Genomic DNA, 22676 nt, shown 5'->3' on the forward strand with positions numbered 1-22676 from the left:
CCGGAAGGCCCTCCCGCAAGGGTGGTCCGCGCCCGGGTGCGCCGCGGTGGCACCGCGTGCCCGTCTCCCGCGGAACGTCTAGGGTGGAACGATGAACACCCCCGCGGAGAGATACGCAGCTGCAAGGGCCCGCACGGACCACTCCCGGACGCAGCTGTTCCATTTCGAGCAGACCCTCGATTTCGAGCTCGATCCGTTCCAGCGGGAAGCCTGTACCGCACTCGAGGGGGGCAGGGGAGTGCTCGTCGCGGCGCCCACCGGGGCCGGCAAGACGGTCGTCGGCGAGTTCGCGGTCTTCATGGCACTGCAGCACGGTCTCAAGGCCTTCTACACCACGCCCATCAAGGCGCTCAGCAACCAGAAGTACTCGGAGCTCGCCGCCGTGCACGGCAGCGAGCGCGTAGGTCTGCTGACCGGGGACACGAGCATCAACGGTGACGCCGACGTGATCGTGATGACCACCGAGGTGCTGCGCAACATGCTCTACGCCAACTCGGACGCCCTCGACGGCCTCGGGTACGTGGTGATGGACGAGGTGCACTACCTGGCCGACAGGTTCCGTGGCGCCGTGTGGGAGGAAGTGATCATCCACCTTCCCACGGAGGTGAAGCTGGTGTCCCTCAGCGCCACGGTGTCCAACGCGGAGGAGTTCGGCGCATGGCTGGACACCGTGCGGGGGGACACCGACGTCGTCGTGTCGGAGCACCGGCCCGTGCCCCTGTGGCAGCACGTGATGGTGGGCCACGACCTGATGGATCTGTTCGCCGGGGACGTCGCGTTCGACGAGGCGGCGCCCGCCGGGGCGGAAGCCGGCGCCCGCGACCAGTACGACGTGAACCCCGAACTGCTCGAGCTGGCCAGCAGCGAGATCCGGATGAACCAGCGGGCGGGCTGGGGCGCCGGCGGCCGGCGCGGCAAGCAGCGCAACGGCCGCGGCGGACCGCCCCCGACGACGCTGGTCCGCCGGGCCACGCGGCCCCAGGTGATCGCGGCCCTCGACCGCTCGGACCTCCTCCCGGCCATCACGTTCATCTTCTCGAGGGCCGGCTGCGAGGCGGCCGTCACCCAGTGCCTGCACGCCGGGCTGTGGCTCACCACGGAGGACGAGCGTGACGAGATCAGCGAGACGGTGGACGCCGCCACGATGGACATCCCCCGGGACGACCTCGAGATCCTCGGATTCTGGACCTGGCGTGAAGGCCTCATCCGCGGGTTCACCGCCCACCATGCCGGGATGCTGCCCACGTTCAAGGAGATCGTCGAGAAGCTGTTCGCCGCGGGCCTGGTGAAGGCCGTGTTCGCCACCGAGACCCTCGCCCTCGGCGTGAACATGCCTGCCCGCACCGTGGTGCTGGAGAAGCTGGACAAGTTCAACGGTGAGGCCCACGTCAACGTGACGGCAGGGGAGTACACGCAGCTCACGGGACGGGCCGGACGCCGCGGGATCGACGTCGAGGGCCACGCCGTCGTGCTGTGGCAGCCCGGCACGGACCCGGGAGCGGTGGCGGGCCTCGCCTCCCGCCGCACCTACCCGCTGAACTCGAGCTTCCGCCCCACCTACAACATGAGCATCAACCTCATGGCCCAGTTCGGCCAGGCACGGTCCCGGGAGATCCTCGAGACCTCCTTCGCGCAGTTCCAGGCGGACCGCTCCGTGGTGGGGCTGGCGAAGCAGGTGCGCAGTCGTGAGGACTCCCTCAGGGGCTACGAGAAGTCCATGACATGCCACCTCGGGGACTTCCGCGAGTACGCGAACCTGCGACGCGAACTGTCCGACCTCGAATCCCGGGCCTCCCGGGACCGGTCGCGGACGCTGCGATCGGCGGCCGAGTCCTCCCTCGAGTCCCTGCGCCCCGGCGACGTGATCGACGTGCCCGGCGGGCGGAGCCAGGGGTTCGCCGTGGTGCTGGACGGCGACACGTCGAGGGAACCGCGGCCCACGGTCCTCACGCTCGAGACCCAAATCCGCCGCGTGGGCGTGCAGGACCTGGACGGTCCGGTGGAGGTGCTCTCCCGCATCCGCATCCCGAAGCACTTCAGCGCGCGCAGCCCGAAGGACCGCCGCGACCTCACCTCGTCCCTCCGGAATGCGCTGCAGGAGAACCGGCCACCGCGCCAGGGTGCCGACCGGGTCTCCGCCGGGTATTCGGCGTCGGCAGCCGCGGAGGAACGCGCGATCACGGACCTCCGTCGCCGCCTCCGCGCCCACCCCTGCCACGGCTGCAGCGAACGCGAACAGCACGCGCGCTGGGCCGAGCGCTGGGGGAAGCTGCGCCGCGAGACGGACAGGCTCGCCGGCCAGATCCGGGGCCGCACGAACACGATCGCCAAGACCTTCGACCGCGTCTCGGAGGTCCTCGGGCACTACGGCTACCTCGAATACACCGACGACGGCGTCGCCGTCAGCGCCTCCGGCCAGAAGCTCCGACGGATCTACGGGGAGAAGGACCTCCTGATCGCACTCTGCATCGAGGAGGGGGCATTCGGCGACCTCGATGCCGCCGAGCTCGCCGCGGTCATCACCGTGCTCGTGTACCAGGCCAAGCGGGAGGAGCGGGGACTGCGCCCGGTCATGCCGAGCGTGGCGCTGGAGGGGTCCGTCGAGACGATCATCCGCCGGTGGTCGCAGCTCAACGACGTCGAGGAGCAGCACCGGCTCCCTGTCACCGGAGAACCGGAGCTCTCGCTCGTGTGGCCGATGTTCAAGTGGGCCCAGGGCCGGTCCCTGCAGGCCGCCCTGAGCGGGACCGACCTCGCGGCCGGTGACTTCGTGCGCTGGTCCAAGCAGGTCATCGACCTCCTCGACCAGCTCGCGAAGGTGCCGGACCTGCCCGGGAACCTGCAGCAGACCTGCAAGCGCGCGATCGCCCTGGTCCGTCGGGGCGTGGTGGCATACTCGAACATCAGCGAGTAAGTCCCCGCCGTCGGACCCGCCCTCCACAGAAAGCCACCCAGCACCGCCATGCCAACTCCTGAGCGCCCCCTGCCCGTCCTGTACCGCAACGGGTCGGTCTACAGCCCCGCCGACCCCTTCGCCACCGCCATGCTCGTGGACGGCGGGACGGTGGCGTGGGTCGGCACCGAGCACGCCGCCGCGAACCTCACCGGCCCGGATGTCCGGACCGTGGACCTCGACGGCGCGCTCATCGCCCCCGGGTTCGTCGACGCCCACACGCACACCACGGAGACGGGCATCGCCCTCGGGTCGATCGACCTCACGGGGTGCCGTTCCCTGCACGAGCTGCTCGACGCGGTGTCCGCTGCGGCGTCCTCCGGTGCTTCCACGATCCTCGGATTCGGCTGGGACGAGTCCCAGTGGCCGGAGAAGCGGGTGCCGACCGCCGGGGAGCTCGACCGCGCCGGCAACGGCGCACTCGTCTACCTCGTGCGTGCCGACATCCATTCCGCTGCCGTCTCGGGCGCGCTGGCGGCCGGACTCGGCCTCGCGGGCACGGACGGCTGGGACGACGGCTTCGTGGTCCGGGATGCCCATGAAGCAGCCCGCCGGGCCACCCGGAGCCTGTCGACGGACCAGCGGCGCACCTACCAGCGGGCGGCGCTGCTCCACGCCGCCTCCCGCGGCTACGTCGGACTGACGGAGATGGCCGCCCCGCACATCGCGCCCCTCGAGGACCTGGAGACCCTGCTCTCGATCGACGGCCCGGCACGGGAGCTGCCCCTGCCCGAGGTCATCCCCTACTGGGCGCAGCTGACGTCCTCGCGGCAGGAGGTGCGCGAACTCATGCTGGGCTTCGGCGGACGCCTCGCCGGTCTCGCCGGGGATCTCAACGTCGACGGCTCCATCGGATCCCGCACCGCGGCGCTCCGCCAACCGTACAGCGACGCGCCGGACAGCCGGGGCACGCTCTACCTGGGCGCGGACGACGTCGCCGGCCACCTGCTCGCCGCGACGGCCGAGACGGTGCAGGCCGGCTTCCATGTCATCGGTGACGCCGGGCTCGATGTCGTCCTGCAGGGTCTCGAGCGGACCGCGCGGGAACTGGGCGTGGAGGAGGTCCGCCGCGCCCGCCACCGCCTGGAACACGTCGAACTCGCCGACGACGCCGCGATCGCCGCACTGGTGCACTACGGCGTGGCCGTCAGTGGCCAGCCCGCCTTCGATGCCCTCTGGGGCGCCGAGGACGGACTGTACGCCCAGCGGCTGGGACGGCGGCGCACCGGCATGAACCGCTTCGCCTCCCTCCTGTCCGCCGGCGTGCTCGTGGCGCTGGGCTCCGACAGCCCGGTCACCCCGCTCGATCCGTGGGCGTCGGTGCGGGCGTGCCTCCGCCACAGCAACGCCTCGGAGAACATCTCGGCGCGGGCCGCGTTCATCGCCCACACGCGCGCGAGCTGGCGGCTCGCCGGCCGCAGCCCCATGATGGGACAGCTCGCGCCGGGGACGCCCGCGTCCTTCGCGGTCTGGAAGGTCGACGAGCTGATGGTGCAGACCCCGGACAACCGGGTGCAGTCCTGGAGCACCGACCCCCGCGCAGGCACCCCGCTCCTGCCGGCGCTCGATACCGAGAACGCTCCGGAATGCCTGGAGACCGTGCACGACGGTCACCGACTGTATGCGGCGGAGGGCTTCGCAGGCGCCTGACGCCCAGCCCGGCGCCTCACATCCGTCGCCGAAAGCCAACAGCCCCCTGACCTGCACCGAAACACGTTTTCGCAGGTCAGAGGGTTGTTGACACGTCCTCCACAGCACGTAAGCTCTTGAGAACGGGTTAGAGGAACTCCTGCGGGAGGGAACCTGGCCGGTCTCCGCAAGCGCAACGCATCGGCCTCTGTTCTGGCGCGCGTTGACCATACCGTCGGGGCCGGCATTCAAAGGGCAGGTCCACACGCCAGTAGAAAACGGTGGCCGCATTCGTGCGGGCACCGGTACGAAGGCGCGGGGGCCTGCCCGACTGCCCTGCCCAGCGGCGCCCGTCGCCTATACTTGCAGACTGGCTCCGCATCCGGAGCAGTTCCTGCGCGATGCGCATTCCGATGGAAAGGCCCCACCTGCGTGCGAGTCGTCACGATCATTCCCACCTACAACGAGATCGAGTCGCTGCCGGTGACGCTGGCCCGCCTGCGCGCCGCCGTCCCGGCCTCGGACGTGCTCATCGTGGACGACAACAGCCCGGACGGCACAGGTGACCTCGCCGACCGCGCGGCCGCGGCCGACGACCAGGTGCACGTGCTGCACCGGAAGGGCAAGGAGGGCCTCGGCGCGGCCTACATCGCCGGATTCCGTTGGGGCCTGGAGCGGGACTACGACGTCCTCGTCGAGATGGACGCCGACGGCTCCCACAAGCCCGAGCAGTTGCAGGGCCTCCTCGACGCGGTGCACCGCGCCGACCTCGTGATCGGCAGCCGCTGGGTCCGCGGCGGGAGCGTCGTCAACTGGCCCCTGCACCGGAAGCTCCTCTCGCGCGGCGGCAGCACCTACTCGCGGCTCATGCTGGGCCTGCCGGTCCGCGACATCACCGCCGGGTTCCGCGCCTTCCGCCGCTCCACGCTGGAGGCACTGGACCTCTCGGCGGTGGACTCCGTGGGCTACGGATTCCAGGTCGACATGACCTTCAGGGTCGCCCGCCTGGGCCTGACCATCGTCGAGGTGCCGATCACCTTCGTGGAGCGGGAGCTCGGGGACTCGAAGATGAGCGGGAACATCGTCTTCGAGGCCATCGCCAATGTGACCCGGTGGGGGCTCGGGGCGCGCTGGGCCAAGCTCAGCGGCCGGGCCTGAGACCGGACGACCGCATGAAAAAGGCACCCGCCGCGGCGGGTGCCTTTTTCATGGAACCGTGTCCGGGTCAGGCGGACCGGCGCTCCCCGCGACGCTCGCGGAGGATCGTCAGGCGATCCTGCAGGATCTGCTCCAGCTCCTCGACCGAACGGCGCTCCAGCAGCATGTCCCAGTGGGTACGCACGGGCTTGTCGTTCGAGGTGTCGGGCTTCTCGCCGTCGACCAGGAGGGCTTCCTTGCCGGTCTTCGAGACCCAGGTCGCCGGGATGTCGGCCTCGGAGGAGAACGTCACGAAGACCCGCTCGCCGTCCTCGCACCGGTACTCCACGCGCTGCCGGGGAGCGGGCTCGACGCCGGACTCCGTTTCCATCGACTGCGCACCGAGGCGCATGCCACGCAGGCTGCGATCGCTCATATTGTTCTCCTCATAACCCTTGCCCCCGTCGCCGGGGACCGTTGCCGCTGCTGTTTCGCCGGACGTATCGACCTGCCCGTGCCGCCGGCACGGAACGGATGCGCCGCCGGGAGGCGACGCGGAAGCTGTCTGTCATAACACCGCGTACCCCGGGGTTGTTCCTTCGGGGCGCACGGGCAAACAGCTAACTATACAGGGGCCCGCTCAGGTACGGGTTGTCAGCTCCGGCCCGTCCGACGGCGAATCGGGCGTGGTGGTGCCCAGGACGTTGCCGATGCCCTTCAGGGCCTCGCCGACCTCGCTCGGGATGATCCAGAGTTTGTTCGCGGAGCCGTCGGCGAGCTTGGGGAGGGTCTGCAGGTACTGGTAGGCGAGGAGCTTCTGCGTCGGATTCCCCTTGTGGATGGCGTCGAACACCTTGTGGATGGCCTGGGCCTCGCCGTCCGCCCGGAGGATCGCCGCCTTCGCGTCACCTTCGGCTGCGAGGATCGCGGCCTGGCGCTGGCCCTCCGCGGTGAGGATCTGGGACTGCTTGGTGCCCTCCGCGGTGAGGATGGCTGCGCGGCGGTCACGCTCGGCGCGCATCTGCTTCTCCATGGAGTCCTGGATGGAGTGGGGCGGGTCGATCGCCTTGAGTTCCACGCGTCCCACCCTGATGCCCCACCGGCCCGTCGCCTCGTCGAGGACGCCGCGGAGCTGGCCGTTGATCTGGTCGCGGGAGGTCAGGGCCTCCTCGAGGTTCAGCCCGCCGACCACGTTCCGGAGGGTCGTCGTCGTCAGCTGCTCGACGGCCTGGATGTAGTTGGCGATCTCGTAGGTGGCCGCGCGGGGGTCGGTGACCTGGAAGTACACCACGGTATCGATGGACACCACGAGGTTGTCCTCGGTGATCACCGGCTGCGGCGGGAAGGAGACCACCTGTTCGCGCAGGTCGAGCAACGGCAGCAGCCTGTCGACGAACGGGATCAGGATCGTGAGTCCGGGATTCAGCGTCCGCTGGTACTTGCCGAGACGCTCGACCACGCCCGCGCGCGCCTGCGGGATGATCCGCACGGACTTCACGAGGATGACCAGGACGAAGATGATGAGGACGATCAGTACGAGGGTGAGCCCGATCGTTCCTGCGGAGGCGTTCATGTATCCCCTTCGGTGGTGGGTGCGCTCCGCCCGGCCGATCGGCCGGAGAGCGGGACAGCTAGCGGCGCGCGGTCACAGCTCGGCGACCGGAGGGCTGGGGCGCTCGAGCGCGGGCTCGACGACGGCCGTGGCCCCGTCGATCCTCGCGACGGCGAGGCGGGTGCCGGCCGGCAGGGAGGCGCCGTCGGCCGACCGGGCCGTCCACGTGTCGCCGCCGATCTTGACCGTGCCGGAGTGCGCCGTCACGGGCTCGAGTGCGATGGCGGCGGCACCCACGAGGCGGTCGATGTTGTTCAGCTGGTCGGCCGGGCCCCTCTTGAGGTGGCGTACCGCGACGGGCCGGACGAGCAGGATCATGAGGAGGGACACCACGGCGAAGACGACGATCTGCAGGACCGGTCCCGCGCCGACGAAGTCGGCCACCAGGGCGGCGAGCGCACCGACGGCGAGCATGATGAAGAGCAGGTCGAGGGTGAGGGTCTCCACGATGGCCAGTACCAGGAACAGTGCCAGCCACAGGATCCAGCCGTTGGCGATCATCCAGTCCATCGAGCAACCCCCTTCATGCGGCACGCCTGATGCGGGCGCTACTCCCATCATGGCAAAAGGGCCCGACATAACCTAGGGTCCGGTGGCACCGACGCCGGAGTTGTTACCCATCCGTGCCGTCAGCGGGAACCGGGAGGCGCCCGGGATCGCGCCGGGGCCGGCCGGGACGGGTGAGGACCTGCACGGTGAAGCGCGCGGCGACCTCCAGCGGGGCGCCCTGCCCGGTGGCCGTCGTCGTGCCCTCCGTCCCCGGGTGGCGCGCAGCGGGGCCCATCACGAGCGCCGACCGTGCGAGGTCCCATGGCAGGGACATCGTGTAGTCGAGGTCCTCGCGGCCGGTCTCCACGAGGGCGCCGTCGAAGGCGGTCCGCACGTCGTCGGCCTTCTGCGGCGGCACGGACAGGAGCGGTCCCACTTCCTCGAGGCCGGCGAGGTGGCCCGGCCGAGGGGTGACCACCACGAGGCGGCCACCAGGGACCAGCACCCGCACGAACTCCCCGGCGTTCCGCGGCGCGAACACGTTGAGCAGCACGTCCACCGATGCGTCGGCCACGGGAAGCGTCCGCCAGACGTCCCAGACGATGCTGACGCCGCCCGGGAGGCGCCGCGCCGCGCGGCGGAGGGCGACCTTGGAGATGTCGAGGGCGACGGCGACGACACCGGGCACCGCTGCGGCGAGGCCCTCCAGGTAGTAGCCGGTCCCCGCGCCGGCATCGAGCGCCACCGCCGGCGCCTCCGCATCCCGCAGGGCGGCCGCGATCACGGCCTCGCGCAGTGGCGCGTAGTGGCCCGAGCCGAGGAACGCCTCCCGCGCCTCGACCATCCCGGCCGTGTCACCCTCGAACGGGGAGCCCCTGCCCGTCAGCAGGTTGACGTAGCCCTGGCGTGCGGCGTCGAAGCGGTGCCCGCCCTCGCAGGCCAGGGCGCGGCCGACGTCCTGCAGCGCGAGCGCGCAGACCGGGCAGGTGAGGAGATGCTGGGGGAGTGCGGGCATCGTTCCATCCTAGGCAGGGACACAGGCCGTTACCCGTTGACTCAGGCCACTATTTCGGGTCTGATCGGGAGGGTGAAACCTGACCAGATAGAACTCCTGACCACCACCGGCGCTCCGACCCTCCACCCCGACGGCACGCGCCTCGTCGTCGCAGCCACCCGCCCCGACCTCCGCGCCGACGCGTACGTCGGGCAACTGTGGGAGGTCACCCTCGACGGCGGGTCCCGCCGTCGCCTGACCCGCGGCTTCCGGGACACCGCACCGCGCTACTCGCCCGACGGCGAGGTCCTCCTGTTCCTCCGCGCAGCGCCGGGCGGCAAGCCCCAGCTGTTCGCCGTGCGTGCCTCGGGAGGGGAACCCGTCCAGGTGACGGACCAGCCCCTCGGCGTGGCCCGCTTCGACATCTCCCCCGACTCGCGGACGGTGGTCTTCGCCGCGCGGGTGCCCGAGCACGGGCGCTACGGGACGCTCGACGGCGTCGGTGCCGGGCTGGAGGATCCCCGCCTGGTCACGCAGTACAAGTACCGGATGAACGGTCTCGGCTATGTCACGGACAAGCGCTCGCAGCTGTTCACGGTGGCGGTGCCCGATGTGGACGCGGAGCCCTTCGTCCCGGCGGTCGGCCGCCTGAAGCAGCAGCACACGGACGGACCGGGCGCCCTCGAGGACGAGGGCGCCGTCCCGAAGGCGACCCAGCTGACCACGGCCGACGCCGACCACGTGGAGCCCGCCTTCTCCGCGGACGGCCGCCGGATCTTCTTCACCGCGGCACTCCAGCCGGACGCCGACTCCACGCTCGTGGCCGACGTCCACGAGATCGACCTCGAGGGTGGGGATTCCCGGCAGCTCACGAATCTGGGCGGGGACACGCGCCTCGGCTGCGGGGCGCCGCGCCCGAGCGCCGACGGCGCGTCGCTGTTCTTCCTCGCCTCGGACCTCTCACCGTCGGGCCTGGACTTCGTGGCCCGCAACACGGCCCTGTACGTCCTCCCGCTGGCGGACCCCCGGGGTGCCGGGCGCCTGACCGATCCGGAGACCATCGACTTCGGCGACGTCCAGGAGATCCTGCCGGACGGCCCCGATTCCGTGCTCGTGTTCAACCGCTCCCGCGGGAGCGGTGAGCTCCTGCGCGTCTCCGCCGACGGGGTGTCCGACACCCTCGTCACCGGGCCCACCGTCGTCACCGGGGCCGCGTCGACCGGCGGTGCCGTCGTCGTCTCCTACACCGACCCCTCGACCTCCGGCGACGTCGCCGTCGTCGAGGGCGGCTCCCTGCGCACCGTCTCCGACTTCTCGGCCGCCCTGCGGGCCGACACGCGCGTCGGTGAGCTGCAGGAACGCACCTACACCGCACCCGACGGCACCCCCGTGCACGGGTGGGTCGTCCTGCCCGAGGGGGAGGGACCGCACCCGGTGCTCCTGGTCATCCACGGCGGACCGTTCGCCCAGTACGGCTGGGGGTACTTCGACGAGGCGCAGGTGTACGCGGCAGCCGGCTACGCCGTCCTGCTGTGCAACCCGCGCGGCGCCTCCGGCTACGGCCAGGCCCATGCGCGCGTGATCAAGGAGGCCATGGGCACCGTGGACCTCGACGACGTCCTCGCCTACGTCGACGGAGCGCTCGCCGACTTCGACGTGCTGGACAGCGAGCGGCTCGGGGTCATGGGCGGCTCCTACGGCGGCTACCTGACGGCATGGACCATCGCCAACGATCACCGCTTCCAGGCGGCCATCGTCGAGCGGGGCTACCTCGATCCGCCGTCGTTCGTGGGCTCGTCCGACATCGGCTGGTTCTTCTCGGAGGAGTACACCGGCACCGATCCGGCGCACGTCGCGGGGCAGAACCCGTTCGCGAGGATCGCCGACGTGCGGACACCCGCGTTCGTCATCCACTCCGAGGAGGACCTGCGGTGCCCGATCGAGCAGGCCCAGCGGTACTACACGGCCCTGAAGAAGCAGGGTGTGGAGACGGAGCTGCTCGTGTTCCCGGGGGAGACGCACGAACTGTCCCGGTCGGGCTCGCCGTGGCACCGCCGGCAGCGCTTCGAGCACATCCTCCGCTGGTGGGCCAAGTACCTGCCCACGACGGCGAACCCCTCGGCCGTCGCCGCAGGGTAGGAGCGCGTGCGCGGCGGGGTCAGAAGCCGAGGCCCCGCCGCGCCTCGTCGATCGTCGGGTGGGCCCACCGGGGGTGCTCCTCGTCGGCGGTGAGCGAGCGCAGGATCGCGCGGTCGAGGTAGAGCATCCCGTCGAGGTGATCGGTCTCGTGCTGGACGATCCGCGCCGGCCAGCCCTCGAACCCCGCCGTGACCGTGCGCCCGTCCGGCTGCGTGTACGTCGCCTCGATGCGGTGGGGGCGCTCGACGACGGCCTGGTAGCCGGGCACGGAGAGGCAGCCCTCGTAGAACCCGGCGAGCTCGTCACCCGCGGCCGTGTAGCGCGGGTTGATGAGCACGGTGAACGGCAGCGGGCCTCGGGATCGCGCCGCGGCGACCACCGGGTCGGCGGCCCCCTGGTCCTCGAGGACGGCGATCCGCAGGGGGATGCCGATCTGCGGGGCGGCGAGGCCCACGCCCGGCGCCGCGTGCATGACCCGGCGCATCGTGTCGATCAGACGCGCCAGGGTGTCGTCGTCGAGCTGCCCGTCGTAGTCCTGCGCCGGACGGCGCAGGACCGGGTGGCCCGCGGCGACGATCGGCGGGAGGTCCGCGGCGAGCACGGACTCGACGTGGGCTGCGATCACCTCCGGCGGCAGCGGGACGGCGGCAAGGGTCTGCAGGGCATCGGCGGTCATCCCTCCAGCAAAGCACAGACGCGGACACGAACGGGTGCCCGGCCCATTGCCCGGGGCCCGGGGAGGACCGAGAATCGGAGGTGCGCCCGGGCCCGTCCCGATGACGCGGCGTTCGGCAGGGGTACTGGGGTGGCACGCGTGGTCACACGGACATTGGAGGCACCATGAGCACCACCACGACCGACGTCGAGCATGCGGCTGCGCACGCGGCGGACAGCCACGACCTCATCCGGGTCCGCGGTGCGCGGGAGAACAACCTGAAGGACATCACGATCGAGCTCCCGAAGCGGCGGCTCTCGGTCTTCACCGGGGTGTCCGGCTCCGGCAAGAGCTCCCTGGTGTTCGGGACCATCGCGGCCGAGTCGCAGCGGATGATCAACGAGACGTACAGCGCGTTCCTGCAGGGCTTCATGCCCACGCTCGCCCGGCCCGACGTCGACGTGCTCGAGGGCCTGACCACGGCGATCATCGTCGACCAGGAGCGCATGGGTGCCAATCCCCGGTCCACGGTGGGGACCGCCACCGACGTCAATGCCATGCTGCGCATCGTGTTCTCCCGGCTGGGACAGCCGCAGATCGGCTCACCGCAGGCCTTCTCCTTCAACGTCGCCTCCATCAGCGGGGCCGGTGCCGTCACGATGGAACGTGGCGGCACCACCGTCAAGGAGCGCCGCAGCTTCACCGTGACCGGGGGGATGTGCCCGCGCTGCGAGGGGATGGGATCCGTGACGGACGTGGACCTCACCCAGCTCTACGACGACAGCAAGTCCCTCACCGGGGGAGCACTGACCATCCCCGGGTACAGCATGGAGGGCTGGTACGGGAGGATCTACGGCGGCTGCGGATTCTTCGACGCGGACAAGCCCATCCGCGAGTTCACCGAGCGCGAGCTGCAGGACCTGCTCTACAAGGAACCGACCAAGATCAAGGTCGACGGCATCAACATCACGTACGAGGGCCTGGTCCCGAAGATCCAGAAGTCGATGCTGTCCAAGGACCGCGAGTCCATGCAGCCGCACATCCGCGCGTTCGTGGACCGCGCCATCACCTTCACCCGGTGCCCGGCGTGCCACGGCACCCGGCTGAGCGAGGCCGCCCGATCCTCGACGATCGGCGGGATCAGCATCGCCGATGCGTGCGCCCTCCAGATCAGCGACCTCGCCGCCTGGGTGCGGGGGCTCGACGAACCGTCGGTCGCACCGCTGCTGTCGGCGCTGGGGGAGACCCTCGACTCCTTCGTGGAGATCGGGCTCGGCTACCTCAGCCTCGACCGACCGTCCGGCACGCTCTCCGGGGGCGAGTCCCAGCGGACCAAGATGATCCGTCATCTCGGGTCCTCGCTCACGGATGTCACGTACGTCTTCGACGAGCCGACGATCGGCCTCCACCCGCACGACATCCAGCGGATGAACGACCTGCTGCTCCGCCTGCGGGACAAGGGCAACACGGTACTGGTGGTCGAGCACAAGCCCGAGATGATCGCGATCGCCGATCACGTCGTCGACCTCGGCCCGGGTGCGGGCACGGCCGGAGGGAGCGTCTGCTTCGAGGGGTCCCTGGAGGGCCTGCGCCGCAGCGGCACCCTCACGGGGCGCCACCTGGACGACCGCGCCGCGCTGAAGTCCGCGGTGAGGCCGCGGCACGGCGTGCTGGAGATCCGGGGGGCGACGGCGCACAACGTGCGCGAGGTCGACGTCGACATCCCGCTGGGCGTCCTGTGCGTCGTCACGGGGGTGGCGGGATCCGGCAAGAGCTCGCTCATCCACGGGTCGGTCTCCGGGCGGGACGGCGTGGTCGCCGTGGACCAGGCGGCCATCAAGGGCTCGCGCCGCAGCAACCCGGCCACCTACACCGGGATGCTCGAGCCCATCCGCAAGGCGTTCGCCAAGGCCAACGGCGTGAAGCCTGCCCTGTTCAGTGCCAACTCCGCGGGCGCATGCCCCACCTGCAACGGTGCAGGGGTCATTTTCACGGACCTCGCCATGATGGCGGGCGTCGCGACGACCTGCGAGGTCTGCGACGGCAAGCGGTTCCTGGCCGAAGTGCTCGAGTACACGCTGGGCGGCAAGGACATCAGCGAGGTCCTGTCGATGCCTGTCTCCGACGCCGCCGCGTTCTTCGGGGCCGGCGCGTCGAAGGTGCCCGCCGCCGCGGCGATCCTTCGGCGACTGTCCGACGTCGGGCTGGGGTACCTGAGCCTCGGACAGCCGCTGACGACGCTGTCGGGCGGCGAGCGCCAGCGCCTGAAGCTCGCCACCCACATGGGCGAGAAGGGCGGCATCCTGGTCCTGGACGAGCCCACCGCGGGGCTGCACCTCGCCGACGTCGAGAACCTGCTGGGCCTGCTGGACCGCCTGGTGGACGCCGGGAAGTCCGTCATCGTCATCGAGCACCACCAGGCCGTCATGGCGCACGCGGACTGGATCATCGACATGGGCCCGGGGGCCGGTCACGACGGCGGCACGATCGTCTTCGAGGGCACGCCGGCCGATCTCGTCGCCGCCCGGCCGACCCTCACCGGGCAGCACCTGGCGGAGTACGTCACGGCCTAGCGTCGCGCTCGCGGACCGCCGAGACGGCGTCGAGGATCCCCCGGGCGGTCTCCGCGGCGTCGTCATCGTCGTCGATCAGCGAGCCGTGCGTCGCCCCGCCGACGACGCGGTGCAGCGAGGTGCTCGACAGCGCGGCGAGCGCGTCCTGCGAGGCCGCCCACCCCGGCCTCGCCCCCCGGCCCGCGGACAGCACGACCAGGGGCTTGTCGTCGAAGGTCCGCAGGGCCGCAGCCTGATCCACCGAGAACCCGGCGAGGAGGTACTCGTCGACGGTGCTCCGCAGGTGGTCGGCCGAATCCACGCCGAGGAGCCGGCCGAGGCCGAGCCGTCCTCCGGTGGCGACGAGCGCGGAGATCCGCTGCATCGTGTCATCGGGATCCGCGGTGGGAGCGGGGCCGGGCGGCGGGTCCGCTGCAGGCGCCGTCGAATCGATCAGCACCAGCCCGGCTGCCTCCTCGGGGTAGCGGGCGGCGAAGGTGAGGGCGTACAGGCCCCCGAAGGAATGGCCTGCCAGCACGTAGGGCCCGGGCTCGTCCCCGCGCTGCAGCAGCGTGTGCAGGTCGGTGGCGATCCGTGCGCCGTCCTGCGGGGCGTCGGAGGGGTCGCTCCACCCCCGCCCCGCCCGGTCGTAGACGCAGACCCGGGTTTCACGGGCCACGGCGGGGGAGATCAGGGCCAGGTCCGACGACGTCAGGCCCGCGCCCGGTTCGATCACCACGGTGGGCCCGCCGGACCCGGTGCAGTGCAGGTACAGGCGGTGACCGTCGACGTCGATCAGCCGGCCCTGCCCGGGGGTGCTCCCTGCGCGAACGGCGCCACGCACGGTCTCGTACCCACCGGTCAGTGACGCGAGGACCAGCAGCACGATCACGGGGTAGAGCAGCGTGCGAGCAGCCCTGCTCCGGAGCTGCCGGCGGATCCTCATGGCCGTCCACACCATGAGCACCAGGAGGGCGGGGGGGCCACAGCCAGGCGAGCACCTCCCGCATCGGGTCTCCGAACAGGACCAGGAGCAGACCGCCCAGGCCCATGAACACCGCCGGGACCGCGGCCCACCGCTGCGGCTGGTCGGAGAATCTCACCGACAGGACGGCCACCAGGGCCCACCCGGACGCGAAGCCCAACAGCAGGGCTCCCGTCACGCCGCTTTCCGTCGCCGGGATGAAGGGAGCGGCCACCAGCACCAGGGCGACCAAGAGACCCGCACCCGACGCGCCTGCCACCAGCCGGCCGAGGCGTCCCGTCCGTGGTGGACCGGGGTGGTGCGAGGCCATCAGGGGATCTCCGTCCATCGCCCGAGTGTACGTACCGGGCCCCACGACCTGCGTCCTCCCGCGGATCTCGTCCCCGGGGCGTACGCGGTTCCCGACCACGCACTACCGGGCGAGGGCCTCCAGGTCGGCACGCCTGATCCCGAGACGGTCGATGGCCCGTGCTGTGGTCCCGTACTCGAGACGTGCGGCCGCCGCGACGATATCGACGGCGCGCAGAGGCGCTCGCCGATCCCGGGCGCGTTTTCGTGCGTCCTGGAACACCGCCTGGGCGGATGCAGTGCCGTGGAGGACACCCCGCGGGTGGGTGTCGATGGGAGTACTGGTTCCTGCGAGGCCGAGGGATCCCAGGGCCTCGGCATGCACGGCGACGACCGCGTCGCGGAAACGCGGCGCATCGAGCGGGAGGGAGCCGAGGTCGGAGCGGTCGAGGTCCAGCGCGGCGATGACCAGGTGTTCGGAGCCCATCACCGGGTCTCCCAGTTCATGCGCGACGCGTTCTGCTGCGGTGAAGAGCGACGTCATGAAGGAGACGTCGGAGACTGCGGTTCTGATGCCCATGATGATCCTGTTCAGTCGTCGGAGGGTCGGCGACGGCCGGGGGAGAGTCTCTTGTGCGCCGCCTGTGCAGTGAGATTCAGCGCGGCACCGATCTGGGCCCACGTCCATCCCTGGGCCAGGGCCTCGTCGACCGCCGACCGCTCGAGCGACACGGCGAGGCGCCGGAGGGCGACGACAGCGGCGAGAGCGTCCGCCGGCCTGTCGGGAGGAGGCGTCGACGCGAGATCCATTCCATCAACATAAGTTGATGCTGTGGTTCTGTCAACACGTGGTGATGAGGCGGATACCGGCCGGGGAACCCGCCGGAGCGGAACGGGGGAGTGGCCGCCTGCTACTCCAGGGCCGACGTCAGCCGCGCAACGCCGTCCAGGGAGGTCGACGAGAGCGGCTCCCGCGCCCACTCCTCACGGGTCAACTCGCTGGAGACGGATCGGTAGTTCTCCTCGACGTCGCGCATCCGCTGCACGAAGACGCGACCGCGCACCAGGAGTGAGACCTCGAGATCCAGGTTGAAGGAACGGATGTCCATGTTGCTGGACCCGATGACCGCGATGTCGTCGTCGATCGACACATGCTTCGCATGCAGGATGTACGGCGCCGGGTATCTGAAGATTCGCACACCGGCGTCGAGGAGCTCTCCGTAGTAGGAACGCTGGGCATGGAACACCGGACCCTGATCGCCGATCTCCGAGACGAAGAGCTGGACGTCGAGGCCGCGCTGGCAGGCTGAGGTGATGGCATACATCATCGCCTCGTCGGGGACGAAGTAGGGGCTCGTGATGATCGCTCGTTTCGACGCCCCGTACAGCAGGGACAGGAACAGGCGCAGGTTGTTCTCGGTCTCGTAGGACGGGCCGCTCGGGACCACCTGACATTCGATCGCATCCGGGGACCGGTCGAAGACGGCAGAGCGAATCGGCAGATTCGCGGTCGGCGACGCCGGGTCGAGTTGCTCCCCGGTCTCGGTCAGCCAGTCCGAGAGGAACACGGCGTTCAGGCTCGTCACCACCGGTCCCTCGAGCCGCGTCACCAGCTCCTGCCACTGCAGGCCGCGTCTGATGTTCTTCGGAGCGTTGTAGCTGCGATCGATCAGGTTCTGGGAGCCCATGAAGCCGACCCGACCGTCGACCACCACGAGCTTCCGGTGGTTGCGGAGGTCGGGCCGTTGATACTTCCCCTTGAAGGGCATCACCGGCAGCATGTAGCTCCAGTGCACGCCGATGCGGTCGAGTTCAGCGAAGGTCTCCTTGCTGTGCGCGATCCTCGCGGAGGAGACATGGTCGGCGAGCAGGCGTACCGTCACGCCACGGCCGACGGCGGCTTCCATGGCTGCGAAAAAACTCTTCGTCGTGTCGTCGAAGGACACGACGAAGAACTCCACATGCACGAACCGCTCTGCAGTGTCGATCTCCGCGGCCATGGACTGGATGGATTGCCGATAGTCGCCGAGGAGAGTGCCGGTGTTGCCGCCGACGACCGGGATGCCGCCGAGCAACTGGTTCTGTCGGGTGACATTGGCGAACCACTCCGGCCAGCTGTCCCGTTGCGGGGTCAGGTCAAGTCCTTCAGCGGCGGCAGCGATCAGGGCGGTGATGCGGTTCTGTTCCGCACGGCGTCGCTTCGGGAGCTTGGGCGAGCCGATCACCAGGTAGAGCACCACGCCGATGACCGGGAGCATCACGATGGTGAGAATCCACGCCATGGCTGCCGTGGGCTTGCGCCGCTTGGGGATCACGATGAGCGCGGCGACGCAGACAACAAGGTGTGTGAGCACCCCGATGATCCACGCGAGGTTCGTGCTGAGTACCGGATCCATCAGTCTGCCCTTGCGCGGTCAGTGATGAGGTATCGCCGTCGGGGGGTCATCGGTCAACGGTAGGGCGCTGCCCGGCCTTCCACATCACCCTCGGGGAATGACGTGGGACGCCTGCCCGGGCGCTACCGTCGACGCATGATGGCCGGCGATCCGCGAGGGGCAGGGCTTCGGGGCTGCGCCGGGCCGGGTTCTTCCCGCTACCGTGACTGCCGCGCTCGCTTCCGCGCCGATCCTCGAGACCCTTCCGCCCTTCCCTCACCCCCGGAGGCGACATGACGACCAACGTGCCAGGCCGACCCAGGTTCCAGCGTCGGGGACGCCGAGTGCCCAGGCATGCGGCCTCGGCACTCGCGGAACGGTGGACGACGATCGATGGGGTCGACGTCTTCTACCGGGAATCGCCCGCCCCACCCGATGCGCCCGTCATGATGCACGTCCACGGCTTCGGCCTGTCCGGGCGGTACCTCCTGCCGACGGCGGAACGTCTCAGCGACGAATTCCACACGCTCGTTCCCGACCTTCCAGGGTTCGGACGCAGCGGCAAGCCGATCGACCCTCTCGACGTGCCGGATCTCGCGCACGCGGCCGCCAGGTTCCTCGATGACCGGCAGGTCACGTCGGCCACGCTCGTCGGCAATTCGATGGGCTGTCCGGTCATCTGCGAGTTCGCCTACCGCTATCCCGAGCGCCTTGACCGGGCCGTCCTCGTCTCACCGGCCGGGGGAGTGAACAACCAGCCGCTACGGCGTGCCGTGCGGCAGCTGGCCCGCGACGGCACACGCGAGCCGGTCGGGATGATCCGCGTGGCAGCCCCGGACTACCTCAGGTTCGGTGTTCCCAGCACCGTCAGGATGTTCCGCGCCCTCACCCGGTACCCGTCGCTCGATCGTCTGCTGGCCTTGAAGGTCCCGACCCTGGTGGTCATCGGCGACAGGGATCCGCTGATGCCGAACCCTGACCGGATTCGAGAAGTTGCGAGCAGCACGGACAACCACGTCCTCGTGGTCATCATCGAAGGGGCGGCGCACGCGATCAATTTCAGCAACCCCGGCGAACTGGCCCACGTCATCCGCCAGTTCATGGCAGATCAACCGATCGTCGACGATCCCGATGAGCCCGGGCGCTCCCACTCCTACGAGATTCATCGCGGGACCCTCCATCCGCACCACAAACCACGAACACGGTAGCCGGTGCAGGGCTCTCGGCCCGACGGCGTGACCGGGCCGATCCACTGCGACGCGGGGGATCGGCGGGGCTACTGCCGGCCGTACCTCTTGTGGACGGCCTGCTTGGACACCCCGAGGCTCTGTGCGATGGCCTCCCAGGACAACCCGGCCTGGCGGGCACTGCGGACGAGCCCGGCCTCGCTGCGCGCCACCTCCCGCTGAAGCTCGGCGACGATCCGCAGCGCTTCCGCCGGCCCCTTGCCATCCATCGATCCGACAAGCGTCTTCATCCTGTCCACCTCCATTAGTCAACGATAGTTGACGAACGGAGTTGCAGGCAATGGGACGGCTCGTCGAAGTGCCGTGAATCAGTTCCGCTCAAGGTGCAATGAGGCAAAAGACCCCCTCGGCACACTCCTACACCAACGAAATGTGGGTACACACATCAGGAGGTTCGAGCAGCAGAAGAGCGCGGAGCTACAGGAAGGAGTGACCCCGGACTGGTATTACCGGCTCGCGATGATCGTCCCCGGCGTCCTGATGCTGCTGCTCCGCATCAACCGGACGCCCGAATTCGGCGCATCCGTATCGGTGACGAACGCCGTGGTTCTGATCGTCCGTGCCGCAGGAATCGGAGGTGTGACCCACTGGAGGTCGGACACAGTTTCCGCTCTATCAATGGGAGTCACCATCATCGGCGGAAGCCTGGTTCTTGCCGGTCTTTCCTCCACTGTTCCTGTCCTCGGAATGGCTGGGGGAGCACTCTGGACGGGGTGCTGTCTCGGCATGCCGGGCGGGATCATCCTGACGTCGGGCGACCATCGATGATCACCGACGGGTTCCCGTAGGCGTCGTGGCGCATGAACGATCGCGGAAAGACAAGCACCGTTGTCTGGCGTCCCGGTTTCCGGGTCCCGACGTCCACGACGTGTCCGGCATCCACCGGTGGAATCCCGGCCTGGCCGTGGCCGGTCGGTGAAAGCTCGTAGGTCGAGTGGCACTCGGGCCGTCTCGAATGCCGACGCTGAACACGACGTCGGCGACAGTCGTGGTGGGCGCGCCATGGCTGGTGCGACCGGAAGATCCGAGGTTCGGAACCCCCGCTCCGGCAACCCGCCCAATTCGCCGATAATCTACATTATGTCAACTAGAGGAGATTCCGTCGCAGGATCTGCGGACCTGGACCCGGTGATACGACTCCCCCTCGGTCGGTTGCCGGGCGCCTGGTCCCGAGTCGTCGAACGGTGAGCCCGGCACTGGCCCGTGCATTCTTCGGCTCGGTATCACCTCCGTCGATCAGGGATTCCGGGATTCGGGAGCATCTGGCTGTTCGTGCTCCAGTGCAGCGGTGATGGCGGCCGGCGATGGCAGCGAAGCCCGCTCGTCGGCCGGAAGTGCTTCATAGGTGTAGGACGTGACGGCCAGGGGTTGTGTGGAGCCCTCGAGTGCGTAGCGTACGACTCGGTCGCTCTTGGACCCGCACACGAGGATACCGACGGTCGGCGCCTGCCGTGAGAGTCGCAGGATGTCGTTGACGGCCGCGACGTAGAAATTGAGCTGGCCCAGGTTCTCCGGTTTGAACTTGCCGGCCTTGAGCTCCACGACCACGTAGCGGTCGGAGGGAACGTGGTAGAGCAGCAGGTCGATGTAGAAGTCGTCGCCGTCGATGTTCAGGTGATGTTGACGCCCGACGAACGCGAAGCCCGGTCCGAACTCGGCCAGGGTCTGGGCCATCCGCAGGGTCATCGCCTCCTCGATGGCGTGTTCCTGGGCTTCCTCGGTCAGGCCGAGGAAGTCGAGCACCAACGGGTCCTTGGCCACTTCCCGTGCCAGGTCTGTGCCTTCGCTGGGCAGCCGCGCTTCGAGGTTGTTCGGGGCTGCACCTACCCGAGCGTGGAGATCGGTGAGGATCTGGTGTTCCAGCACGGCCACGGACCAGCCGTGCCGGGCAGCACGTAGCGCGTACCAGGTGCGTAGCTCGTGGTTGTCCACCTTGTTCAGAAGGGTGACGTTGTGGCTCCAGCTCAATTGTCCAGACGGCGTCTGGACAATCGGTGTCGAGTTGCCCCAAGCCGCTGCGAAGGCACGCATGTTGTACAGGTTCGTCCGGGAGAAACCCCTCATGTGCGGGAACTCCGCCTTCAGGTCCCGCGCCAGACGGTCCAGGACCCTACTCCCCCACGGTTCGTCCGCCTGCCTCTCCAGAATGGACCGTCCGATGTTCCAGTACAGCTCGATCATCGCGGTATTCACGACACGCTGCGCATGATGCTGGGCTTCCCGGACCAGCGCCTTCAGAGCCGTGACGGTGCCGGCGTAATCTTCGGGAAGGCCGGGCTCGAGCTGGGGCATGAAGCAACCCTAGTCGGACTCGTGGGCGTCCTTTTCCACGCACTGAGGATCGCCTGACGGGTGCTCCGGGCGGGACTCATGCGGGTTCACCCCACGCCCGGCCGTCAGCGCTTCCGGAAGGCGTCCCTCACCTTCTCGGCCGCCTGCCTCAGGTCCGCCTTGACCTGATCCCTTTTGCCCTCCGTCTCGAGTCGCTCATTGCCTGTCGCCTTGCCCGTGGCTTCCTTGGCCCGGCCTGAAAGCTTCCGTGCTGCATTCTTGATCTTGTCGCCCAGACTCATCGACTTCTCCTTCGGCGTACAGGCCCGGCCGCTTATCGGTAGGCAGAGCCTTTTGCGCGCAGGCAGGGGCTGGATGCTTGCCCGTTCCGTAACGATGAGTGACCCTGAACCGGCCGGTTCGCGGTCGCGCAGGAATGCGACGCGCAAAATGGTCCTGGACTTCTCGGGACGTCACCTGGTGGTTGCCGGCTGGTGCTCCCCTGTGATCCTTTCACCGGCGATATGGGACTCCGTCACATGTCCGCGCCACGAACTCCCGCACCAGACTGTGCTTGGGGCTCGCATCACGGCTGGACGATCCGCGCTGTCCGATGAGATGCAGGTCACCCGCCAATTGTTGCTGGGAACCTCCGACCCCATCAGGGTCTTTGGTCCCTGATTCAGGCGTGCATCGGACCGCCGGTGCGACCCTCCGTCCTTGCAGCACGGCCCCCTGCTCCCCATAGGACGAAAGGCCCTATCGTCCACTGCGGCCGGTGGGCACGCTTCAGGCAGCAGGACCACCTGATCGCAGCAAGCCTGAGGAGACACTCCATGAGCACAGCAGCCGCCCCGCGAATCGTCGTCGGTGTCGATGGTTCGCAGCAGTCCGTCGAGGCGTTGCGTTACGCCCAGCGGCTGGCCCCCGCCTTCGACGCGACGATCCTGGCGGTCGCGGCGTGGGACTACCCGGCCGAGTACCCCGGGTACGTCCCGCTCGGCACCAGTGAGTTCGCCGACGCCGCGAAGATTCACCTGGAGCACGCCGTCGCGAAGGCCTACGGAGGGAACGTCCCGAACGGCCTCGAGACCACGGTGGTCTTCGCCCATCCCGGCAAGGCGCTCGTTCAGGCCTCCCGCGATGCCGCCCTGCTCATCGTGGGGCGGAGAGGTCACGGGACATTCCGGGGGCTGCTCCTGGGGTCCGTGAGCGCCAGTTGCGTCTCGCACGCCCACTGTCCCGTCCTGGTGATTCCCCAGGTGGCTGAAGAACCGGCGTCACAGGACAAGCCGGCTGCCGGCAAAGTGGCCGAAGACGCAGACGCTTGACGTACGTGTCACCGCTCCC

Annotated in this window: 20 protein-coding genes; 8 read left to right on the forward strand and 12 right to left on the reverse strand. The window is 69.4% G+C overall.

The features are described from left to right. The first annotated feature begins 91 nt into the window (after positions 1-91). From RY94_RS12015 to RY94_RS12025, 3 genes are all read left to right on the forward strand, one after another. Positions 92-2914, forward strand: coding sequence for a DEAD/DEAH box helicase (locus RY94_RS12015; protein WP_043445370.1), 2823 nt, complete (start codon positions 92-94; stop codon positions 2912-2914). Between the two features lie 48 nt (positions 2915-2962). Beyond that, on the forward strand, positions 2963-4603 hold the full coding sequence (locus RY94_RS12020) for an amidohydrolase (protein WP_043445372.1): 1641 nt from the start codon (positions 2963-2965) through the stop codon (positions 4601-4603). 411 nt (positions 4604-5014) lie between these two features. Then, complete coding sequence (locus tag RY94_RS12025; RefSeq protein WP_043445373.1) at positions 5015-5740, forward strand: polyprenol monophosphomannose synthase; 726 nt, start codon at positions 5015-5017, stop codon at positions 5738-5740. A 67-nt stretch (positions 5741-5807) separates the two neighbouring features. Here RY94_RS12025 and RY94_RS12030 read toward each other — a convergent pair whose 3' ends face one another. From RY94_RS12030 to RY94_RS12045, 4 genes are all read right to left on the reverse strand, one after another. Continuing rightward, on the reverse strand, positions 5808-6155 hold the full coding sequence (locus tag RY94_RS12030; protein WP_043445375.1) for an RNA polymerase-binding protein RbpA: 348 nt from the start codon (positions 6153-6155) through the stop codon (positions 5808-5810). 204 nt (positions 6156-6359) lie between these two features. Next, the gene (locus RY94_RS12035; protein WP_043445378.1) at positions 6360-7292 is read right to left on the reverse strand and encodes an SPFH domain-containing protein; all 933 of its coding nucleotides are present in this window, start codon (positions 7290-7292) and stop codon (positions 6360-6362) included. Between the two features lie 72 nt (positions 7293-7364). After that, the gene (locus tag RY94_RS12040) at positions 7365-7841 is read right to left on the reverse strand and encodes an NfeD family protein (RefSeq protein WP_043445380.1); all 477 of its coding nucleotides are present in this window, start codon (positions 7839-7841) and stop codon (positions 7365-7367) included. Between the two features lie 103 nt (positions 7842-7944). Beyond that, positions 7945-8835 (reverse strand): putative RNA methyltransferase, encoded by an 891-nt coding sequence (locus tag RY94_RS12045; protein ID WP_082046312.1) that lies wholly within the window; start codon positions 8833-8835, stop codon positions 7945-7947. Positions 8836-8907: 72 nt separating this feature from the next. Between RY94_RS12045 and RY94_RS12050 the strand changes: the two genes are divergently transcribed. Next, positions 8908-10953: a S9 family peptidase gene (locus RY94_RS12050; RefSeq protein WP_043445382.1), complete on the forward strand. Its 2046-nt coding sequence runs from the start codon at positions 8908-8910 to the stop codon at positions 10951-10953. Positions 10954-10972: 19 nt separating this feature from the next. On the opposite strand, the gene def is transcribed toward RY94_RS12050, so the two are convergent. After that, positions 10973-11629, reverse strand: coding sequence for a peptide deformylase (gene def, locus RY94_RS12055; protein WP_082046313.1), 657 nt, complete (start codon positions 11627-11629; stop codon positions 10973-10975). A gap of 164 nt (positions 11630-11793) precedes the next feature. On the opposite strand from def, the gene RY94_RS12060 reads away from it, so the two are divergent. Then, positions 11794-14181: an ATP-binding cassette domain-containing protein gene (locus RY94_RS12060; RefSeq protein ID WP_043445384.1), complete on the forward strand. Its 2388-nt coding sequence runs from the start codon at positions 11794-11796 to the stop codon at positions 14179-14181. Here the strand turns inward: RY94_RS12060 and RY94_RS16930 are convergent. The 4 genes from RY94_RS16930 to cls all read right to left on the reverse strand — a co-directional run bounded on the left by RY94_RS16930 (position 14171) and on the right by cls (position 17829). Further along, entirely contained in the window at positions 14171-15106 is a 936-nt protein-coding gene (locus tag RY94_RS16930; RefSeq protein WP_197060670.1) for an alpha/beta hydrolase, read from the reverse strand. The two genes, RY94_RS12060 and RY94_RS16930, sit on opposite strands and share 11 nt — an antisense overlap. A 451-nt stretch (positions 15107-15557) precedes the next feature. Further along, positions 15558-16013 (reverse strand): Clp protease N-terminal domain-containing protein, encoded by a 456-nt coding sequence (locus RY94_RS16935; protein ID WP_052274299.1) that lies wholly within the window; start codon positions 16011-16013, stop codon positions 15558-15560. Positions 16014-16024: 11 nt separating this feature from the next. Next, positions 16025-16243, reverse strand: a complete 219-nt coding sequence (locus RY94_RS12075; RefSeq protein WP_043445386.1) for a hypothetical protein — start codon at positions 16241-16243, stop codon at positions 16025-16027. A 101-nt stretch (positions 16244-16344) separates the two neighbouring features. Then, the gene (gene cls, locus RY94_RS12080) at positions 16345-17829 is read right to left on the reverse strand and encodes a cardiolipin synthase (protein ID WP_043445388.1); all 1485 of its coding nucleotides are present in this window, start codon (positions 17827-17829) and stop codon (positions 16345-16347) included. A gap of 323 nt (positions 17830-18152) precedes the next feature. On the opposite strand from cls, the gene RY94_RS12085 reads away from it, so the two are divergent. After that, the gene (locus RY94_RS12085) at positions 18153-19016 is read left to right on the forward strand and encodes an alpha/beta fold hydrolase (RefSeq protein WP_231554517.1); all 864 of its coding nucleotides are present in this window, start codon (positions 18153-18155) and stop codon (positions 19014-19016) included. A gap of 68 nt (positions 19017-19084) precedes the next feature. On the opposite strand, the gene RY94_RS12090 is transcribed toward RY94_RS12085, so the two are convergent. Further along, positions 19085-19285: an AsnC family protein gene (locus RY94_RS12090; RefSeq protein WP_442853450.1), complete on the reverse strand. Its 201-nt coding sequence runs from the start codon at positions 19283-19285 to the stop codon at positions 19085-19087. Positions 19286-19427: 142 nt separating this feature from the next. Between RY94_RS12090 and RY94_RS12095 the strand changes: the two genes are divergently transcribed. Then, on the forward strand, positions 19428-19823 hold the full coding sequence (locus RY94_RS12095; RefSeq protein ID WP_043445392.1) for a hypothetical protein: 396 nt from the start codon (positions 19428-19430) through the stop codon (positions 19821-19823). Between the two features lie 468 nt (positions 19824-20291). Here RY94_RS12095 and RY94_RS12100 read toward each other — a convergent pair whose 3' ends face one another. Continuing rightward, positions 20292-21347: a PDDEXK nuclease domain-containing protein gene (locus RY94_RS12100; RefSeq protein WP_043445393.1), complete on the reverse strand. Its 1056-nt coding sequence runs from the start codon at positions 21345-21347 to the stop codon at positions 20292-20294. A 104-nt stretch (positions 21348-21451) separates the two neighbouring features. Next, positions 21452-21628 (reverse strand): CsbD family protein, encoded by a 177-nt coding sequence (locus tag RY94_RS17460; protein WP_082046314.1) that lies wholly within the window; start codon positions 21626-21628, stop codon positions 21452-21454. Positions 21629-22162: 534 nt separating this feature from the next. Here RY94_RS17460 and RY94_RS12105 point away from each other — a divergent pair. Beyond that, positions 22163-22657, forward strand: a complete 495-nt coding sequence (locus tag RY94_RS12105; RefSeq protein WP_043445395.1) for a universal stress protein — start codon at positions 22163-22165, stop codon at positions 22655-22657. The last annotated feature ends 19 nt before the right edge of the window (positions 22658-22676 follow it).

It is taken from the genome of Arthrobacter sp. L77 (genome assembly GCF_000816565.1).
GTDB lineage: Bacteria > Actinomycetota > Actinomycetes > Actinomycetales > Micrococcaceae > Arthrobacter_D > Arthrobacter_D antioxidans.

Coding starts and splice junctions, on each gene's coding strand:
- RY94_RS12045 (WP_082046312.1), bottom strand. CDS start 8,835: ATGCCCGCACTCCCCCAGCATCTCCTCACCTGCCCGGTCTGCGCGCTC.
- def (WP_082046313.1), bottom strand. CDS start 11,629: ATGACCGCCGATGCCCTGCAGACCCTTGCCGCCGTCCCGCTGCCGCCG.
- RY94_RS12035 (WP_043445378.1), bottom strand. CDS start 7,292: ATGAACGCCTCCGCAGGAACGATCGGGCTCACCCTCGTACTGATCGTC.
- RY94_RS17460 (WP_082046314.1), bottom strand. CDS start 21,628: ATGAGTCTGGGCGACAAGATCAAGAATGCAGCACGGAAGCTTTCAGGC.
- RY94_RS12040 (WP_043445380.1), bottom strand. CDS start 7,841: ATGGACTGGATGATCGCCAACGGCTGGATCCTGTGGCTGGCACTGTTC.
- RY94_RS12060 (WP_043445384.1), top strand. CDS start 11,794: ATGAGCACCACCACGACCGACGTCGAGCATGCGGCTGCGCACGCGGCG.
- RY94_RS16935 (WP_052274299.1), bottom strand. CDS start 16,013: ATGGGCATCAGAACCGCAGTCTCCGACGTCTCCTTCATGACGTCGCTC.
- RY94_RS12105 (WP_043445395.1), top strand. CDS start 22,163: ATGAGCACAGCAGCCGCCCCGCGAATCGTCGTCGGTGTCGATGGTTCG.
- RY94_RS12090 (WP_442853450.1), bottom strand. CDS start 19,285: ATGAAGACGCTTGTCGGATCGATGGATGGCAAGGGGCCGGCGGAAGCG.
- RY94_RS12030 (WP_043445375.1), bottom strand. CDS start 6,155: ATGAGCGATCGCAGCCTGCGTGGCATGCGCCTCGGTGCGCAGTCGATG.
- RY94_RS12075 (WP_043445386.1), bottom strand. CDS start 16,243: ATGGATCTCGCGTCGACGCCTCCTCCCGACAGGCCGGCGGACGCTCTC.
- cls (WP_043445388.1), bottom strand. CDS start 17,829: ATGGATCCGGTACTCAGCACGAACCTCGCGTGGATCATCGGGGTGCTC.
- RY94_RS12020 (WP_043445372.1), top strand. CDS start 2,963: ATGCCAACTCCTGAGCGCCCCCTGCCCGTCCTGTACCGCAACGGGTCG.
- RY94_RS12015 (WP_043445370.1), top strand. CDS start 92: ATGAACACCCCCGCGGAGAGATACGCAGCTGCAAGGGCCCGCACGGAC.
- RY94_RS12100 (WP_043445393.1), bottom strand. CDS start 21,347: ATGCCCCAGCTCGAGCCCGGCCTTCCCGAAGATTACGCCGGCACCGTC.
- RY94_RS16930 (WP_197060670.1), bottom strand. CDS start 15,106: ATGAGGATCCGCCGGCAGCTCCGGAGCAGGGCTGCTCGCACGCTGCTC.